This is a genomic window from Streptomyces sp. NBC_01363, assembly GCF_026340595.1.
Taxonomy (GTDB): domain Bacteria; phylum Actinomycetota; class Actinomycetes; order Streptomycetales; family Streptomycetaceae; genus Streptomyces.
On record NZ_JAPEPF010000002.1, the window covers coordinates 136,988 to 152,433 of the forward strand.

Annotated in this window: 13 protein-coding genes; 9 read left to right on the forward strand and 4 right to left on the reverse strand. The window is 71.2% G+C overall.

The features are described 5' to 3' along the window. Nucleotides 1–5 precede the first annotated feature (5 nt). The gene (locus tag OG611_RS28755; protein ID WP_266426725.1) at nucleotides 6–653 is read left to right on the forward strand and encodes a response regulator transcription factor; all 648 of its coding nucleotides are present in this window, start codon (nucleotides 6–8) and stop codon (nucleotides 651–653) included. 42 nt (nucleotides 654–695) lie between these two features. Here OG611_RS28755 and glgX read toward each other — a convergent pair whose 3' ends face one another. After that, entirely contained in the window at nucleotides 696–2,897 is a 2,202-nt protein-coding gene (gene glgX / locus OG611_RS28760; protein ID WP_266426728.1) for a glycogen debranching protein GlgX, read from the reverse strand. Between the two features lie 153 nt (nucleotides 2,898–3,050). Here glgX and OG611_RS28765 point away from each other — a divergent pair, with 153 nt between their 5' ends. The 6 genes from OG611_RS28765 to OG611_RS28790 all read left to right on the forward strand — a co-directional run bounded on the left by OG611_RS28765 (nucleotide 3,051) and on the right by OG611_RS28790 (nucleotide 9,702). Then, nucleotides 3,051–4,274, forward strand: a complete 1,224-nt coding sequence (locus OG611_RS28765; protein ID WP_266426730.1) for an Ig-like domain-containing protein — start codon at nucleotides 3,051–3,053, stop codon at nucleotides 4,272–4,274. A 213-nt stretch (nucleotides 4,275–4,487) separates the two neighbouring features. Next, a complete protein-coding gene (locus tag OG611_RS28770) occupies nucleotides 4,488–5,729 on the forward strand; it encodes an Ig-like domain-containing protein (protein WP_266426733.1) in 1,242 nt (413 codons plus the stop codon). A gap of 88 nt (nucleotides 5,730–5,817) precedes the next feature. Next, complete coding sequence (locus OG611_RS28775; protein WP_266426736.1) at nucleotides 5,818–6,585, forward strand: enoyl-CoA hydratase/isomerase family protein; 768 nt, start codon at nucleotides 5,818–5,820, stop codon at nucleotides 6,583–6,585. Nucleotides 6,586–6,836: 251 nt separating this feature from the next. Beyond that, nucleotides 6,837–7,352, forward strand: coding sequence for an ATP-binding protein (locus OG611_RS28780; RefSeq protein ID WP_266426738.1), 516 nt, complete (start codon nucleotides 6,837–6,839; stop codon nucleotides 7,350–7,352). Between the two features lie 353 nt (nucleotides 7,353–7,705). After that, nucleotides 7,706–8,524 carry a polysaccharide deacetylase family protein gene (locus tag OG611_RS28785; protein WP_266426741.1) on the forward strand — a complete coding sequence of 273 codons (819 nt, stop codon included), beginning with the start codon at nucleotides 7,706–7,708 and terminating at the stop codon, nucleotides 8,522–8,524. Beyond that, nucleotides 8,524–9,702, forward strand: coding sequence for a YncE family protein (locus tag OG611_RS28790; RefSeq protein ID WP_266426743.1), 1,179 nt, complete (start codon nucleotides 8,524–8,526; stop codon nucleotides 9,700–9,702). The genes OG611_RS28785 and OG611_RS28790 overlap by 1 nt, the downstream gene beginning before the upstream one ends. 37 nt (nucleotides 9,703–9,739) lie before the next feature. On the opposite strand, the gene OG611_RS28795 is transcribed toward OG611_RS28790, so the two are convergent. Continuing rightward, the gene (locus OG611_RS28795; RefSeq protein ID WP_266426746.1) at nucleotides 9,740–10,378 is read right to left on the reverse strand and encodes a GNAT family N-acetyltransferase; all 639 of its coding nucleotides are present in this window, start codon (nucleotides 10,376–10,378) and stop codon (nucleotides 9,740–9,742) included. Between the two features lie 187 nt (nucleotides 10,379–10,565). Between OG611_RS28795 and OG611_RS28800 the strand changes: the two genes are divergently transcribed. Continuing rightward, the gene (locus OG611_RS28800) at nucleotides 10,566–10,781 is read left to right on the forward strand and encodes an EF-hand domain-containing protein (protein ID WP_266426749.1); all 216 of its coding nucleotides are present in this window, start codon (nucleotides 10,566–10,568) and stop codon (nucleotides 10,779–10,781) included. A 51-nt stretch (nucleotides 10,782–10,832) separates the two neighbouring features. Here the strand turns inward: OG611_RS28800 and OG611_RS28805 are convergent, their stop codons facing one another. Both OG611_RS28805 and OG611_RS28810 read right to left on the reverse strand, forming a co-directional pair. Then, on the reverse strand, nucleotides 10,833–12,320 hold the full coding sequence (locus OG611_RS28805; protein ID WP_266426752.1) for a carboxylesterase/lipase family protein: 1,488 nt from the start codon (nucleotides 12,318–12,320) through the stop codon (nucleotides 10,833–10,835). A gap of 105 nt (nucleotides 12,321–12,425) precedes the next feature. Next, entirely contained in the window at nucleotides 12,426–13,916 is a 1,491-nt protein-coding gene (locus tag OG611_RS28810) for a long-chain fatty acid--CoA ligase (protein WP_266426755.1), read from the reverse strand. A 190-nt stretch (nucleotides 13,917–14,106) separates the two neighbouring features. On the opposite strand from OG611_RS28810, the gene OG611_RS28815 reads away from it, so the two are divergent. Continuing rightward, the gene (locus OG611_RS28815; protein ID WP_266426758.1) at nucleotides 14,107–15,438 is read left to right on the forward strand and encodes a CdaR family transcriptional regulator; all 1,332 of its coding nucleotides are present in this window, start codon (nucleotides 14,107–14,109) and stop codon (nucleotides 15,436–15,438) included. Nucleotides 15,439–15,446: the final 8 nt, after the last annotated feature.

The following is a 15,446-nucleotide window of genomic DNA, read 5'->3' on the forward strand; positions in this document are numbered from 1 at the left end:
CTGCCATGGCTCAGGAATCCGCACGCGTCATCACGCTCGTCGTCGTCGACGACCACCCCGTCGTACGGGACGGTCTGCGCGGCATGTTCGACTCGGCCCCGGACTTCGAGGTCCTCGGGGAGGCGTCGAACGGGGTGGAGGGGGTCGACCTGGTGGTCCGGCTTGACCCCGACGTCGTCCTGATGGACCTGCGGATGCCGGGCGGCGGCGGAGTCGCCGCCATCGCCGAACTGGCCGGGCGCGGCGCCCGGTCCAAGGTGCTGGTCCTCACCACGTACGACACCGACTCCGACACCCTGCCCGCGATCGAGGCCGGGGCGACCGGCTATCTGCTCAAGGACGCGCCCCGCGACGAGCTGTTCACCGCCGTCCGCGCCGCCGCCGACGGCCGCACCGTGCTCTCGCCCGCCGTCGCCTCCCGGCTCATCTCACGGGTGCGCACCCCGGCGGCGGGCAGCGAATCGCTGTCGGGCCGCGAGCGCGAGGTGCTCGAACTCGTCGCGAAGGGCACGTCGAACCGGGAGATCGCCGCCGAGCTGTTCATCAGCGAGGCCACCGTGAAGACCCATCTCACCCATGTCTTCGCCAAGCTGGGCGCCAAGGACCGGGCCGCCGCCGTCGCGATCGGCTACGACCGGGGCATCCTCGGCTGACCCCGTCCGCACCCCGCACCCCCGACACCCCCGCACCCCCGCTCACTCCGTGACGCGCAGCAGCAGCACCGACCTGGCCGGCACGGTCAGCGTCCCGTCGCCCGGGTGGACGGTGCCGGGGGCCGTGGACTGGTCCTCCCGAGAGGTGTCCAGGACCAGCTCGTAGCTCTGCGCCCACGGCGGACCCGGGAGCCGGAAGGCGGAGGGCCGGTGATCGGCGTGCAGGATCGCCAGGAAGCTGTCGTCCGTGATCTGTTCGCCGCGCGCGTCCCGGCCGGGGATGTCGCGCCCGGAGAGATACAGCCCGACCGTGGCGGCCGGTGCGTACCAGTCGCCCTCCGTCATCTCCGTACCCCGCGGGGTGAACCACGCCAGGTCCCGCAGCCCGTCCGCCGCCTGCGGCAGCCCGGAGAAGAAGGCCCGGCGGCGCAGCACCGGATGGGTGTGGCGCAGCCGCAGCACCCGCGCGGTCAGCTCGGTCAGCTCCCGCCATCCGGGCTGTTCGAGCAGTGACCAGTCCAGCCAGCCGATCTCGTTGTCCTGGCAGTACGCGTTGTTGTTGCCGCCCTGCGTACGGCCCATCTCGTCGCCCGCGACCAGCATCGGCACGCCCGTCGACAGCAGCAGCGTGGTCAGCAGATTGCGCAGCTGGCGGCGGCGCAGGGCGTTGATCCCGGGGTCCTCGCTCTCGCCCTCGGCGCCGCAGTTCCAGGCCCGGTTGTCCGAGGTGCCGTCCCGGTTGTCCTCGCCGTTGGCCTCGTTGTGCTTCTGTTCGTAGCTGACGAGGTCGCGCAGGGTGAAGCCGTCGTGCGCGGTGACGAAGTTGACCGAGGCGTACGGGCGTCGGCCGCCCCACGCGTAGAGGTCGCTGGAGCCGGTGAGCCGGTAGCCGAGATCCCGTACGTCGGGCAGGGCGCCGCGCCAGAAGTCCCGTACGGCGTCCCGGTAGCGGTCGTTCCACTCGGTCCACAGCGGCGGGAAGGCGCCCACCTGGTAGCCGCCGTTGCCGATGTCCCACGGCTCGGCGATCAGCTTCACCCGGCGCAGCACCGGGTCCTGGGCGATCACCGCGAGGAACGGCGAGAGCATGTCCACGTCGTGCATGGAGCGGGCCAGCGCCGCCGCCAGGTCGAAGCGGAAACCGTCGACGCCCATCTCCGTCACCCAGTAGCGCAGCGAGTCCGTGATCAGCCGCAGCACCTGCGGCTGGACCACGTGCAGGGTGTTGCCGCAGCCGGTGTAGTCCGCGTATCTGCGGGCGTCGGACTGGAGGCGGTAGTAGCCGCGGTTGTCGATGCCGCGCAGCGACAGCATCGGACCGAGCTCGCCCGCCTCCGCCGTGTGGTTGTAGACCACGTCGAGGATCACCTCGATCCCGGCGTCGTGCAGGGCCCGCACCATCCGCTTGAACTCGCCGACCTGCCGGCCCGCGCTGCCGCTCGCCGAGTAGCCGGCGTGCGGGGCGAAGTAGCCGATGGAGTTGTAGCCCCAGTAGTTGTGCAGCCCGCGACGGAGCAGATGGTCCTCGTGGGCGAACTGATGCACCGGCAGCAGCTCCACCGCCGTCACCCCGAGCCGCAGCAGATGTCCGATGGCCGCCGGATGGGCGAGACCCGCGTACGTGCCCCGCAGTTCCTCGGGGATCTCGGGGTGCAGCTTGGTGAAGCCGCGCACATGCAGTTCGTAGATGACGGAGTCCGCCCACGGGGTCTTGGGCCGGCGGTCCTCGGCCCAGTCGTCCTCGTCCTGGACCACGACACCTTTGGGGACGTACGGAGCGGAGTCCCGTTCGTCGCGGACGGTGTCGGCGACCTGCTGCTGCGGCCAGTCCCTCACATGGCCGTACACCTCGGCCGGAAGCGTGAACGAGCCGTCCACCGCCCGTGCGTACGGATCGAGGAGCAGTTTCGACGGGTTCCAGCGGGCTCCCGTCCAGGGGTCCCAGCGACCGTGCACCCGGTAGCCGTAGCGCTGCCCCGGCCGCACGCCCGGCACGAAGCCGTGCCGGATCTCATGGGTCAGCTCGGTCAGCACGAGGCGCCGCTCGGTGCCGTCCTCGTCGAAGAGACAGAGCTCGACGGCCTCCGAACCGCCCGCCCAGAGTGCGAAATTGGTGCCCGCGACCCCGTCGGGCCCCACCCGGAAGCGGGCCCCGAGCGGCGTCGGGGCGCCGGGCCACACGGCCGGTGGCGGCCCCGGCACTCCCGTCTCCTGCACTGCCTCCTGCTCGGCTGCGCTCGACACCTGTTCGCCTCCCGCGGCTCGTGTGGACCGGCACGAAAAGGAGCGCACGGCGTCCCGGCCGCGGCTCCCCGAGTGTGGTCCTCCCCCCTGTTTCTGCCCACCCCGGCGCACGCACTCACGTTTCCCCCGACCGGCCCCCGTCGTTGGGGGGACGTGAACCACGTAGCGAAGAGAGCGGTGGCGAACCCGGCCACCGTGCTGACATGGGCAGGACTGCTCGTCGTACTGGCCGTACTGACCGGCTGCACCGGCGCCGGATCGATCTTCAGCGGGAAGGCGGGCCCGCCGCAGGACGCGATCCAGGTCACCCCGCGGAACGGGGCGAAGAACATCCATCCGGACGACCGGATCGGGGTGAAGGTCCCCGACGGCCGGCTGGAGAGCGTCGAGGTGGCACGGATCGAGGACGCGCAGAGCCAGAAGGTGCCGGGCCGGATCGCGGACGACGGCCGGTCCTGGGCGCCCCGGGCGGGCGCGGACCGGCTCAGGCTCGCCGCCAAGTACAGCGTGGACGCGGTGGCCGTGGACGGCTCGGGGAAGCGATCGGCCCGCCACACCACCTTCACCACGGCCGTGCCCGAACACCGCTTCATCGGCTACTTCAGACCGGAGAACCGGTCCACGGTCGGCACCGGGATGATCGTCTCCTTCGACTTCAACCGGCCGGTCAGCAACCGCGCGGCCGTGCAGAAGGCCATCCGGGTGACGGCCGTTCCGCCGATCGAGGTGGTGGGGCACTGGTTCGGCGGGAAGCGCCTCGACTTCCGCCCCGCCGCCTACTGGAAGCCGGGCACCGAGGTGACCGTCGAGATGGCGCTGCGCGACGTGGAGGGTGCGCCGCTCGTCTACGGCACCCAGGACAAGAAGATCGCCTTCGAGGTGGGCCGCTCCCAGACGTCCCTGGTCGACGCGGCCGCGCACACCATGGAGGTGCGCCGCGACGGCAAGCTGGTCTCGACCTTCCCGATCACGGCAGGCTCCGCGGGAACGGCCACGTACAACGGGAAGATGGTGGTCAGCGAGATGCACGAAGTGACCCGGATGGACGGCCGAACGGTCGGCTTCGGCGGCGAGTACGACATCAAGGACGTCCCGCACGCCCTCCGGCTCACCGATTCCGGTACCTTCCTGCACGGCAACTACTGGTCGGACGAGGACGTCTTCGGCTCGGACAACGTCAGCCACGGCTGTGTCGGGCTGGAGGACGTACAGGGCGGCAGCAGCGACACCCCGGCCGGCCGGTTCTTCGACCGGACGCTCATCGGCGATGTGGTCGAGGTCGTCAAGTCCGCGGACAAGCAGGTCGCACCGGACAACGGGCTCGGCGGCTGGAACCTGGGCTGGACCCGGTGGAAGGCCGGCTCCGCCCTCCGCTGAGGCCCCGTCGGACCGCCCCGGCCCGGCACGTCCCGCGCCACTCCGTGAAGTCCCGGGACAACTTGGGACTGAACGGTGACATCCAGGGGGTCAATTCCCCATGGTCGGTGTGATTATCTTTCGCTGAGCGTGCATGTGCAGCGCGCGGGGGAGGGAGCCTTCGGGCTCCCGGGGCCTTGGCGGGGCCAGGCCGTGTGAGGGGAGACGACCACATTGAACGGGCAGCCGATATCGGGGACATCGGCCGGGGCGAACGGCGTACGGGGCGGGCGAGGGTCCACCGGACTGCTGGCTCTGGTACTGGGTGCGCTGCTGTTGCTGGTGACGGCGTGCGGCGGGGGAGACGACGCCGGCAACGGCAAGGGCGGGGGGAAGGTCGACGACAACTCCGCCTCGCAGGCCGTGGTGACCGTCGCGCCCAAGGACGGCGCGGACTCCGTCGCGACCAGCGGGGCGCTGAAGGTCTCGGCCGACCAGGGGAAGCTGACCACGGTCAAGGTCTCCGACCCCAAGGGCGCCGAGGTCGAGGGGAAGATCGCGGCGGACGGCGCGAGCTGGGCGCCGGACCAGCATCTGGCCGCGGCGACCAAGTACAAGGTCCACGCGATCGCCAAGGACTCGAAGGGCCGTGAGTCGGCGAAGGACACCAGCTTCACCACGCTGGTCCCGCAGAACACCTTCATCGGGCAGTACGCCCCCGAGGACGGCTCCACGGTCGGCGTCGGGATGCCCGTCTCGATCCACTTCACCCGCGGCATCACCGACCCGGACGCGGTCGAGAACGCGATCAAGGTGACGGCCGAGCCGTCCGTACCGGTCGAGGGCCACTGGTTCGGCAACGACCGACTGGACTTCCGCCCCGAGGAGTACTGGGCCGCGGGCACCAAGGTGACCGTGAAGCTCAACCTCGACGGCGTCGAGGGACGCCCCGGTGTCTACGGCAAGCAGGCCAAGACGATCTCCTTCACCATCGGCCGCAAGCAGGTCAGCACGGTCGACGCGAGCACGCACCGGATGAAGGTCGTCCGTGACGGTCAGCAGATCAAGGACATCCCGATCTCGGCGGGCGCCCCGGCGACCACCACGTACAACGGCCAGATGGTCATCAGCGAGAAGCTCAAGGTGACCCGGATGAACGGTGACACCGTCGGCTTCGGCGGCGAGTACGACATCAAGGACGTGCCGCACGCGATGCGTCTGTCCACCTCGGGCACCTTCATCCACGGCAACTACTGGGGCGCCTCCAGTATCTTCGGTTCGACCAACACCAGCCACGGCTGCGTCGGTCTGCAGGACGTGCGCGGCGCCTGGAGCAAGAAGACCTCGGCGGCCTGGCTCTTCGACAACTCGCTCATCGGCGACGTCGTGGTCGTGAAGAACTCGCACGACAGCACGATCCAGCCGGACAACGGCCTCAACGGCTGGAACATGTCCTGGTCGGAGTGGACCAAGTAGTTCTTCGCGCAAGGAACACGGAGCGGGCCCGGTGCTGTGACCAACAGCACCGGGCCCGCCGTCGTTAACCACAGTTAACCTGCCTCCCATGACCGCAAACCTCGAAGTACGCGACGGCGTCGGCACGATCCTGCTGGACCGTCCGCCCATGAACGCCCTGGACGTCGCCACCCAGGACCGGCTGCGTGAACTCGCCGAGGAGGCGACCCGGCGCGACGACGTGCGGGCCGTGGTCCTCTACGGCGGCGAGAAGGTGTTCGCGGCGGGCGCGGACATCAAGGAGATGCAGGCGATGGACCACACGGCGATGGTCGTACGGTCCAAGGCGCTGCAGGACTCGTTCACCGCGGTGGCCCGGATCCCCAAGCCCGTCGTCGCCGCCGTCACCGGCTACGCGCTGGGCGGCGGCTGCGAGCTGGCGCTCTGCGCCGACTTCCGCATCGCCGCCGACAACGCCAAGCTGGGCCAGCCCGAGATCCTGCTCGGGCTGATCCCGGGTGCGGGCGGCACCCAGCGCCTGGCCCGGCTGATCGGCCCCTCCAAGGCCAAGGACCTGATCTTCACCGGCCGCCATGTCAGGGCCGAAGAGGCCCTGACGATCGGTCTGGTGGACCGTGTGGTGCCCGCCGCCGAGGTGTACGAGCAGGCGCACGCCTGGGCCGCCGCGCTGGCGAAGGGGCCGGCTCTCGCGCTGCGCGCCGCCAAGGAATCCATCGATGCCGGTCTGGAGACGGACATCGACACCGGGCTCACGATCGAGCGGAACTGGTTCGCCGGACTGTTCGCCACCGAGGACCGGGAGCGCGGAATGCGCAGCTTTGTGGAAGAGGGTCCGGGCAAGGCCAAATTCCTCTGACCGACCGCCAGTTGGGCACGGACTGACGCGGGTTCATCCGTGCGGGCGGATTAGGTGGGCCTCAAGTGAACCTTGAGGCCCAGCTCGCCGACAGGCCCGCAGACCTCGTTCGGGCGGGGTATCCGTGCAGGTCAGAGGGGTTGCAGCGGGGCGCATCCTGCCAGTGGCATATGCCTACCGACCTCGTTGGAGCGCCGTATTCCGGGGTGCGGATTCCGTCGGAACGGCCCCGGCGTGCCTGTCTTGCGGCCATGATGGTGCCCATGGCGGGCTTGGAGGGTGTGGAACAGCCGCGACCGCACAGCGGTGCGGCAGCGGCGCGCTGGATGTCGGCCGTCGAGGACGAACAGGCGTTCAAGGCGCTGGAGTTGTTCGGAAATCCGACGGAGGGTGAAGTCCGGCTGCCCTCCCGTCCGGAGTCGGCGGCCACCGCCCGGCGGCTCACCTCGTGCGTGGTGCTCCGTCAGTGGGCGCTCTGCCCGCAGACCGCCGAGTACGCCGTGCTGCTCGTCTCGGAGCTCGTCGGCAACGCGGTGCGGCACACCGGTGCCCGGGTCTTCGGGCTGCGGATGCTGCGCCGTCGCGGCTGGATCAGGATCGAGGTGCGCGACCCCTCGCGCGGGCTGCCCTGTCTGATGCCCGTTCAGGAGATGGACATCAGCGGACGGGGCCTCTTCCTCGTCGACAAGCTCTCCGATCGCTGGGGTGTGGATCTGCTGCCGCGCGGCAAGACCACCTGGTTCGAGATGCGGATCTCCGACCGCTGACCCGGCGGGCCGTGCCCGGAACCACAGCAGCCCCCGGTCCGCCGTGGTGCGGCGCTTCGGGGGCTGCTGTGTGGGGGCCGTGAAATGGGGGGTGTGTTCACGGCCGCTTGTGACGACCGGGCTCGGGTCATGCGGTCGTGTCACCGACTATGGCAGACGGGCGACCTCTCCGCCAAAGGTGCAATCGGTGCATCAATCCCATAACGGGACATTCCTGGGGTGAATCGCAGGTGTGATGGGTCACTTGCCTGCAAAAGTGTGAATATTTATGGGATTCAGCGAGTGATTCATTCGCTTCGCCCATATGCCTAAATTGTTATTTTCTTCTCATTTCACCCCTACTGTGTCTGTACATGAACGCCTCCGACACTCCGGTGCACCGCCGCAGCGCCCTGCGCACGGGAGCAGGGGCCGCCCTCGCCGGTGTCCTCGCCGCCGGATGCGCGGACCACGACGCCGCCGGCACACCGGCCGGGACCGTCACGGACGCGGTGAGCCCGAACAACCCCGTCGGCGCGACCACCCGGCCCCCGTCCCCGCAGCCCGCGCCCGGACCGCGCCGCTTCCCCGGACAGCCGGTCCAGATCGACCACGGCCCCCGTGACCACGCCCGCGTCGCCCTCACCTTCCACGGCCAGGGCGACCCCGCCATCGCCCGCACCGTGCTCGCCGAGGCCGAACGGGCCCACGTCCGGGTCACCGTCCTCGCCGTCGGCAGCTGGCTCGACGAACACCCCGGGATGGCCCGGCGCATCCTCGACGGCGGCCACGAACTCGGCAACCACACCCAGCACCACGTCGACATCTCCTCGATGGGCGAGACCGAGGCGTACGCGGAGATCGACGGCTGCGCCCAGCGGCTGCGCAGGCTCACCGGCTCCATCGGCACCTGGTTCCGGCCCTCGCGAACCCGGTACGCCACCCCGCTCGTCCAGCGGCTGGCCGCCAGGGCGGGCTACCCGCACGTCCTCTCGTACGACGTGGACTCCCTCGACTTCACCTCTCCCGGCGCCGCGGCCGTGACCCGCAAGGTGGCCGGGGAGATCCGCAACGGATCGGTGGTGAGCCTGCACTTCGGCTACGCGGACACGGTCGCCGCGCTGCCCCTCCTCCTCACCGAAATCGACCGCCGCCAACTGCGCGCGGTGACGACCACGGAGCTGCTGACCTGATGTCTCCCTCCACCAAACACACCGCGGCCCTGCTCGGGGGTGTCCTGCTGGCCGTACTCACCGGCTGCGGCACCCCCGCCGAGAAGACGAACGTCCAGGCCGTCGGCAGCGAGGCCGCCCGGCCCGCCGAGCCCGACCACGTCGCACCGCCGGGGCTCCCCGGGATGCCTCCGGTGCTCGACACCAAGGACGTCTACGCGGCAGACCGGGGAAAACTCTCACCGGTCGTCAAGGACTTCCCGTCCCGGGTGTACGTCCCCAACACCAACTCCGACACCGTGTCCGTGATCGACCCCGCGACGTACAAGGTCATCAAGACCATCAAGGTCGGCCGCCAGCCGCAGCACGTCGTCCCGTCCTGGGACCTGAAGACCCTCTGGGTCAACAACGACATCGGTGACAGCCTCACGGCCATCGACCCGGCCACCGGGAAGACCGGTCCCACGGTGCCGGTCTCCGACCCGTACAACCTCTACTTCACCCCGGACGGCAAATACGCCGTGGTGATGGCCTCGATGGACCGTCAACTGGTCTTCCGCGACGCCCACACCATGAAGACGGCCAAGACCCTCCCGGTCGACTGCGCGGGCGTCAATCACGCCGACTTCTCCACCGACGGCCGGTACTTCATCGTCTCCTGCGAGTTCTCCGGCGAGCTCCTCAAGGTCGACACGGCCGGGATGAAGGTCGTCGGCCAGCAGAAGCTGCCGCTCAAAGGCGCGATGCCGCAGGACGTGAAGCTGTCGCCCGACGGCGGGACGTTCTACATCGCGGACATGATCGCCGACGGGATCTGGGTGCTGGACGGGAAGAAGTTCACCACCCCGAAGCTGCTGCGCACCGGCAAGGGTGCCCACGGCCTCTACGTCAGCCGCGACTCCAAGGAGATGTACATCTCCAACCGCGGCGAGGGCTCCATCTCCGTCTTCGACTTCGCACGGCGCGAGCTGGTGAAGAAATGGCGTCTGCCCGGCGGCGGCAGCCCCGACATGGGCGGGGTCTCGGCGGACGGCAAGGTCCTCTGGCTGAGCGGACGTTACAACGCCGAGGTCTACGCGATCGACACCGCCACCGGCAAACAGCTCGCCCGCATCCCGGTGGGCAGCGGCCCGCACGGACTCGCCGTCTACCCGCAGCCGGGCCGCTACTCGCTCGGCCACACCGGCGTCTTCCGCTGACCGCCCGACCACACCCCACCACGGCCCTGTCGACCGCTCACCCCGCGATCAGCAGGGCCTCCGAGCCCACCGGCCGGTAGCCCGCCGCCTGGAACGTCCGCACACTGCGGGCGTTCCCCGGCGACTGCTGGGCCCACACCACCGCGTCCGGCACCAGATGCCGGGCAGCCCGCGCCAGCCGTTCGCCGAGCCGCCGGCCGCGCGCCTCCTCGGCCACCTCGATCGCGGTCTCCCAGCGCCCCGCGACGCCCCGGCCGAGGATCACCACCCCGCCGTCGGCGGACCAGACCCGCACCTCGTCGCGGTACTTCATCGCCCGTGCCACCCGCGGATGCTCCGGGTCCTCGATCTCCCGCAGCGCGATCTCCGGTTCGCCGGGCAGCGCGTCCGCGACCGTCAGCAGATCGATGGTGTTCATGTGCCGGCCGGTCCGGGACAGCAGCGCGCCCAGGAAGTGCGGATTCATCGTCGCGGCGAGCGCGTCGCCGGGGGTGCCGGCCAGCACGGACCGCACCCAGCCGGGGTCCTCGGCGGTGAAGACCACCGAGTGCGCGGTGAACGCCAGCACTCCCGCGTCCCGGGCACCGGGCTGCCCCACCACGGTCGTCGAACCGTCCGGCGGGGGAAACCGCCCCTGCGCCGCGGCTGCCAGAATCCGTGCCAGTGCGTCATCCATGGGCGTTCCGCTCCCCGGTCCGGGCCGTGGTCCGCCGGGCGGCGGACCTCCCATCCATGATCGACGACCGGCCGCCGCGAACGCCATCGGTCGCGACCGTTAATCTGACCCCCGTCAGTCAGGCATTGGCCAGGCATCGGTCAGGCACTGATCAGCCATTGATCAGGTATTACGAAGGGGCAGAACTGTGGCGGACATAGAGTCGGCGCGCAAGGCATTCGAGCGGTTCGATCTGAACGGCGACGGGCTGATCTCGGCCGCCGAGTACAAGAGCGTGATGGCTCAGCTCGGCGACCCCTACGTCACCGAGACGGTGGCCCAGGCCGTCATCAACTCGCACGACGCCAACGGCGACGGGCTGCTCACGTTCGACGAGTTCTGGGCGGCGCAGAACAAGGGCTGACCCCCGGAGGACCCCCGGCCCGCGGGCCGGGGGCCGCCGTCGGCGGTGCCGTCAGGACTTCTTCCGGTACGGCGCCCAGCCGCGCAGCTCCTCGTCGCGCGGGGCCCGCAGCACGGCGGGCTTCCCGGGGCCGAAGCCCATCACCGGGCGCGAGGCGTCCCAGCCCGGCCAGCCGGGGTCGCCGGACACCGCGAACGACACCCACGCCGCGTGCATCGCGTCGGCCAGCTCCTGCGGGGCGTCCTCACCGGTCAGCGCCACCGCGTCGGGCCGGTCCAGCGTGTCGAAGACGAAACCGATCTCCAGCGCGTGACAGGCACCCAGCCGCAGCACCGGGGACGGCCAGCCGAACTCGTAGAGATGAGTGCTTCCCGGGGCACCGGCGTGGGCGTCGGCGACCCGGTTCAGCGGGACACGCAGCAGCAGATCGGTGGCGAGCGCCCCGAGCAGCTCGCCCGGCGTGGCGTCCGGCCGGTTCGCGCGGTACGTACGCGCCGTGGCGCCGGGCACCTTGAACTTCAGCAGGGCCAGCCTGAGCTTGAACGCGGACAGCCGCTCCGTCAGACCGCTGGGTACGAACCAGAGCCGGTACTCCTCGCTGGTCGAGCCCATCAGCAGATCGATGTCGGACGCGGCACCGTCCAGCAGTGCTTCGAGCGGATCGCGGGGCAGCAGATCGCCGTCCACCACGATCTGGAAGGAGTTCCCGCCGGTCAGCGGGGAGCCGCCGGACGTCACCTCGGTCTGCGCGGCCAGCAGTGCGGCCGGATCCACCGCGGCCAGTGCCTCGGCCGTCGCCGCGACCCCGAGCCGCTTGGCGATCAGCTCCGTGGTGCGGCGGGCGGCCGCGCCCGGCGGCAGCGCGGTCGGCGCACCGCTCTGCAGCACCGCCCGCCGGAACAGGCCCCTCGCCCGCGGGGCGGCCAGCAGGGCGCCGATGCTGATCGCCCCCGCCGACTCGCCGCACACCGTGACCAGGTCCGGATCGCCGCCGAACGCCGCGATGTTGTCCCGCACCCAGGTCAGCGCCGCGATCTGGTCGAGCAGCCCCAGGTTCGCGGGCGCGTCCGGGAGCACCCCGAAGCCCTCGATGCCGAGCCGGTAGTTGACCGACACCAGGACCACACCGTCACGGGCGAACGCGGTCCCGTCGTACAGCGGAACGGACGACGAACCGTGCAGCAGCGAGCCGCCGTGGATCCAGACGAGCACCGGCAGCCCGGTGCGGGCCGGGGACGGTGTCCACACATTGAGGTTGAGGCAGCCCTCGCCCGCCACATCGGGGTCGGGCAGCAGCCGGTCCAGCGGCGGGGAGTACGGCCGTTTGGGTGCGGTCGGCCCGAACGCCACCGCGTCCCGCACCCCTTCCCAGGGCTCGGGCGGCTCGGGAGCCCGGAAGCGCCGGGGGCCGACCGGCGCGGCGGCGTACGGGATGCCCCGGAAGACGGCGACACCCTGCTCCAGCGTGCCGCGCACCGCCCCGTGGGCCGTACTGACCCGAGGCGACGTTCCGGGTATCGGAAGGGGTACGGCTGTCATGAGGTTCAGCCCTTCTGCGGCGCGATTCGCGGACGGTGACCCGATATGTACCCGGTCCGGGGCCGCGTCGACCCGGACCGGCCCGGTGGGGGCGATCGGGCGGGATCAGGAGGCCGCCGTCAGGGCGCGTTTGAGGACCTTGCCGGTCGGTCCCAGCGGCAGTGTCTCGGTGAACCGCACGATCCGCGGGTACTTGTGCCGCCCGAGCCGCTCCCTGGACCAGTCGATCAGCTCCTTCTCCGTCACCGCCTCCGCTCCGGCGCGCAGGACGACGACCGCGCAGATCTCCTCGCCGCGCGCCTCGTCGGGCACGCCGATCACCGCGACCTCGGAGACTGCCGGGTGGCGCACCAGCACCTCCTCGACCTCACGCGGGTAGATGTTGAAGCCGCCCCGGATGACCAGGTCCTTCTTCCGGTCGACGATGCTCAGGAAGCCGTCCTCGTCCCGGACCCCGAGATCCCCGGTGCGGAACCAGCCGTCGACCACGGCCGCGGCCGTCGCCGCCGGATCGTCGAGATACCCGGCGAACACGTTGTGGCCGCGCACCACGACCTCGCCGACCTCGCCGTCCGGGAGCAGCACCACGGCGTCCTCCACCGCCGCGTCCGCCACACCGACCTCCACGCCCCACACCGGGTGGCCGACCGTGCCGGGGCGCCGGCCGAACTCGGGCTGGTTGAAGGTGGCGACCGGGGAGGTCTCGGTCAGCCCGTAGCCCTCCAGGACCTGCGTCGCGAAGGTGGCCTCGAAGCGTTCGAGCACGGCGACGGGGAGGGCCGCGCCGCCCGAGACGGCGGCGCGCAGGGTGAGACGGCGCGTCGCGGCGTCCTGCGCCGCCGCCTCGACGAGGGCGTGGTACATCGTCGGTACGCCCATGAAGACGCTCACCCCTTCGGCGGCCAGCAGCTCCAGCGCGCCCGCGCCGCTGAAGCGCGGCATGAGGACGAGCGTCGCGCCGGACCGGAGCGTCGCGTTCATCGCGCAGGTCTGCCCGTAGGTGTGGAACAGAGGCAGACAGCCGAGGACCACGTCGTCGACGCCCAGACCCAGCAGGTCGTGGGCGATCACGGAGGCGTTCATCACGATGTTGAGGTGGGTGAGCAGCGCACCCTTGGGCCGCCCGGTCGTGCCGCTGGTGTACAGGATCACCGCGATGTCCTCCGGGGCCGCCGGCTCCGGTGCGAGCAGTGGCTCGCCGCCCGTCGGTACGCCGTGCACGGCCCGGACACCCGCGGCGCGCGCCGCCTCCTCCGCGACCGGCCACATCGGACCGCCGCCGATCAGCGCGACGGAACCGCTGTGCCGCAGCACGTACGCCACCTCTTCGGCCACCAGCAGCCCGTGCACCGGCACCACCGTCGCCCCGGCGGCGAGCGCGCCGTAGTACGCGTACAGGAAGTCCGCCGAATTGGGCAGCAGCACCGCGACCCGGTCGCCCGGCCGGACATCGGAGGCCCGCAGCGCGCCCGCACAGCGCAGGGCCCCCGCCCACAGCTCGCGGTAGTCGATCCGGGTGCCCGAATCGACCACGGCGACGCGGCCGGGATGCCTGCGGGCCGACTCGCCCAGGACGGTTGCGACGCTGAGAAACATGACACGCTCCAGGGAAACATGGCGTTCACACGGCTGCTCCTGCTCAGAATCGGCCGTGCCCCCGTCTCCGCACAATGTGCGGTTGCCCACCATGAGCGCCACCCACCTGGGCAGCAGCCACTCGCAGCGGTACGCGACAAGGCATCCGCCTAACACGCGGGCGCTACGGGACAGCCCTTAGCCTTCGGTCATGGCGCAGAATCCGAGTGCCCGAGCCCCTCGAACCGACGGCCCCCGCAACGACGGGCCCCGCGCGGACCGCTCCCGCACCGGCAGCGGCGACGACGGGGAGCTGCGCCGTGCCCTGGCCGTCGCGCTCCTGCCGGGGATCGACGAACTGACCCGGCGGGTCGTCGACGACATCCACGCGCACAGCGGTACGTACGCCTCCGGCTCGCCCGTCAGCCGGGACGATCTGTGGGAGATATGCCGCGACAACCTGCTGCGCGCGCTGGAGGACTTCGGCGGGCTCCCGTCCAGCGGGGGCGGCTTCGAGCATGCGGCGCGCGAGACGGGGCGGCGGCGCGCGGAGCAGGACGTACCGCTGGACACCGTGCTCCAGGCCTACCGGCGCGGTGGCCGGGTGATGTGGCAGATGATGGCCGAGCATCTGCGGGCGACGCGCGGGACACCGGAGGCCGTGGGACCGGCCGCGGGCGACCCGGACACCGAACTCGACATGGCGGGCGCCGTGTGGGAGACCATCGACCGCTACTCGCTGGTGATGGCGGAGTCGTACCGGCTGACCCAGCTGGAGATGCAGGGCCGGCAGGACACCCGCCGCGTCGCCCTCTTCGAGGCCCTGCTCGACGGGCGCGGCGGCGATCCGGCGGTCGCGGCGGCGGCCTCCGCGGCGCTGGGCGTCCCGGTCCACGACCGCTACGTCATCGTCGTCGCCGCCCAGGACCCGGCCGCACCGCCCAACCCCGCACCCGTTCTCGACGACCACGGCATCTGGTCCTTCTGGCGGCCCCGGTCGGGCCGGTACGCGGGCATCGTGCGGCTGGCCGCAGGGGAGTCCGCCGTCCTGCTCGACCTGCTGCGGCACCGCACCGGCGCCACCGCGGGCGTCTCACCGGAGTTCGACCGGCTCGCCCAGGCGGGCAGGGCCCTGCGGCTGGCCGAGCAGGCGCTGCGCACGCTGCCCGCCGGGAGCGGCGAGGCGGCGGCCTTCGACGACCGGCTCGCGGAGGTGCTCCTCGTCGGCCGGCCGGAGATCGCCGAGCGCATCGTCACCACGCGGCTGGGCGGTGTCCTGGAAGCGGCGGCCGAACGGGAGGTGCTGCTCGGCACCCTCCGGATCTGGCTCGACCAGGGCTGCTCGGCGGCGCGGGCGGCCGAGCTGCTCTACTGCCACCGCAACACCGTCCTCAACCGGATCGGCCGGATCGCCGAACTCACCGGCCGTTCCGCCGAGTCGGGCGAGGTCCGGCTGGGGTGGGCACTGGCCCTGAGGGCGCTGCCGTTGATGGGCGCCGACGACGAACGGGCTGCGCTGGACGGCGACTTGGGCCGGACCTGACCGCGCGT